Annotated in this window: 3 protein-coding genes; all 3 read left to right on the forward strand. The window is 41.5% G+C overall.

All coding sequences use genetic code 11. The annotated features are described in order from the left end of the window. The coding region (locus tag VF500_RS10305; RefSeq protein WP_330859589.1) for a T9SS type A sorting domain-containing protein at positions 1-964 on the forward strand (964 nt) is incomplete at its 5' end. Continuing rightward, positions 961-1,644, forward strand: a complete 684-nt coding sequence (locus VF500_RS10310) for a hypothetical protein (RefSeq protein WP_330859590.1) — start codon at positions 961-963, stop codon at positions 1,642-1,644. The genes VF500_RS10305 and VF500_RS10310, both read left to right, overlap by 4 nt. Before the next feature lie 270 nt (positions 1,645-1,914). Beyond that, positions 1,915-2,655, forward strand: a complete 741-nt coding sequence (locus VF500_RS10315) for a ThuA domain-containing protein (protein ID WP_330859591.1) — start codon at positions 1,915-1,917, stop codon at positions 2,653-2,655. Positions 2,656-2,673: the final 18 nt, after the last annotated feature.

The raw sequence follows: 2,673 nt of genomic DNA on the forward strand, positions 1-2,673 counted from the left end.
GCTAAGCATCATTAATTTACCAACTATCACCGCCAACGGTTCTACAACATTTTTCGATGGAGGTTCGGTTACACTTTCTACAAATACGGCTGCCGGTTATACTTATCAATGGTATAAAGATGGTGAGGCCATAAAAACAGCCACTGTATCAACATTAAAGGTTACAGATGGCGGTAAATATACGGTAGCAGTCACGCTGAAATCATTCACAGCAACCTCCGCTGCAACTACGGTATATACCCAGTTTAATCTGCCGACAAACAATTTCAAGTTAACATTAAACAGCACTACATGTAAAGGCAGCGCAAATGGATCTGTTAATATCGAAGCCGTTCAAAAATTAAATTATACAGCCTCTTTTGCCATTAATGGTGTCACCACAACTTACCCGTTTACAAATCAGCTAACTATTGATAAGCTCACAGCAGGCAACTACAGTTTATGTATAACTGTTGAGGGCAAAATTTATCAGCAATGCTTTAATGTGGTGATCACCGAACCTGCCGATCTATCGGTTTATTCCACGGTTAATAATACACTTAATACGGTAAGTCTGCAGTTAAACGGCAGCAGCAGTTATAATGTAAACCTTAACAATGTGGTTTATACCACAACCGATAGCCAGATCACTCTCCCGTTGATAACAGGTGCCAATAAACTCTCTGTCACTACCGACAAATTATGCCAGGGCATATTTGAAAAGATAATAAACCAGGACGGGCGCATGATACCTTATCCTAATCCGTTCCAAAGCGCTCTTAATGTTAACACAGGCACAGGGAATATCAATAAACTATCTGTGACAATTTATAATGTAGTTGACGGTAAAACTGTTTATACCAACCAGTACATTAACCAGGCAGGTAACCTGCAAATGGACCTATCGGCCCTGCCAAGTGGCGTTTACTCGCTTAATTTAATAATGGACGGAAAAGGCAAGTCATTCAAAATTTTAAAAAAATGAGAAATTGGATCTATAGTTTATTCATAGTATTGATCATTACCGGTTGCGGCAAGAAAACTCCGCCACCTGATGTTACACCGGTTGCAACAAACCTGGTATCGCCATTGAAAGATCAACCTTGTACTACTGGCACAATCATATCTGCCGATAAAAGCACGGTGGCATTTACGTGGGAAGCCGCCGATAAAGCCGAAGGCTATACGCTTGCTATAAAGAATCTGCTTACAAAGGTTGAAACCAAACAAACTGTTACATCAACCCAGGCCACGGCAGATCTGCTTCGCAACACCCCATACTCCTGGTATGTAATATCTACTTCTACAAAAACCAAAGCCACTGCTCAAAGCGCTACCTGGAAATTTTACAATGCCGGAGCCGGCACCGTAAGTTATCCACCTTACCCGGCCGAAATAACAGCACCCCTTTTTGGCGATAATGTAACTGCTTCGGCCGGAAATGTCACGCTGAAATGGACAGGCAGCACACTGGGAGCCGCAATAAAGGGATATGACATTTACTTTGGAGACAATAACTCCCCGGCGCTGATCAAATCAAATATATCCGATACTCAATACCAGGTTGCTGTAAAAACAAGCACAACCTATTACTGGCGTATAGTTACAATAGACATCGCGGGGAATTATACCGATTCCGGGATTTACCAATTTTCGGTTAAATAAATTTGCATCAATCCTTTAGATAAATAGCCCTTTGATTAACTCCAAAGGGCTGCTTTATTTCAATCCATTGATTAAGCCAACTATAACTGGTTACATATAAATTTAAGACCTGCCCTACTTTACCACTACTTTTTATCCTGCTAAACATTAAATAAAAAGTTTGATCTATCATTGCCGCTAAACGCTGATAATCTAAATCATAATATATCGCCAATGCAGCCCGATCGTCCCTTTGTAATTAAATCAAAAAACATAGTTTTTTTAGTTTCCATGCTTTTCCTGCTAAACCCTAATGCCTTTGTAAAAGCACAGCAAAATAGAAGTCCGCGTTTCAGGGCTATTGCCATTGCCGAAATCGGAGGCGGTCACGCGTTATTTGACGCAGCAGCCAAACCCTGGCTTGACAAACTTGCCGCCGACAGCAATTTTACGATAGATTATATCAGCGATACCAAAAAGATCAATAAAGATTTCCTGAAACAATACCAGCTATTTATTCAGTTAGATTACCCGCCTTATCCATGGGAAAAGGAGGCACAGGAAGCCTTTACCGATTATATTGAAAACGCCCGTGGCGGCTGGGTCGGCTTTCATCACCCTACTCTTTTAGGTGTTTTTGACGGCTATTCCATGTGGCAATGGTATTCGGATTTTATGGGCGGAATCCAATTTAAACTACACATCCCCGGTGGTGCCTCAGCCATGCTCCATATAGAAGATAAGTGGCACCCGGTTATGAAAGGCCTTCCATTAACCTTTATTACCGAAGATGAATGGTATATCTATGATAAAAGTCCTCGCCCCAATGTACATGTACTGGCAAGCATCGATGAAGCAACCTATTTGCCCAATAAGGATGTAAAAATGGGCGATCATCCCGTGATCTGGACAAACGAGCACTTTAAAGCCCGAAACGTTTACATAGCCATGGGGCATTTTCCTCAGCTTTTTGATGATACCGCCTTTACAACCCTTTTCCGCAATGCGATATTTTGGGCCGCTAACAAGTGATCATTTAACTAAACACTT

Source organism: Mucilaginibacter sp. (assembly GCF_036383575.1).
In the GTDB taxonomy this organism is placed as follows: domain Bacteria; phylum Bacteroidota; class Bacteroidia; order Sphingobacteriales; family Sphingobacteriaceae; genus Mucilaginibacter.

Excerpts from the sequence above, each read along its gene's own strand:
- VF500_RS10310 (WP_330859590.1), top strand. The coding sequence starts at position 961 with ATGAGAAATTGGATCTATAGTTTATTCATAGTATTGATCATTACCGGT.
- VF500_RS10315 (WP_330859591.1), top strand. The coding sequence starts at position 1,915 with ATGCTTTTCCTGCTAAACCCTAATGCCTTTGTAAAAGCACAGCAAAAT.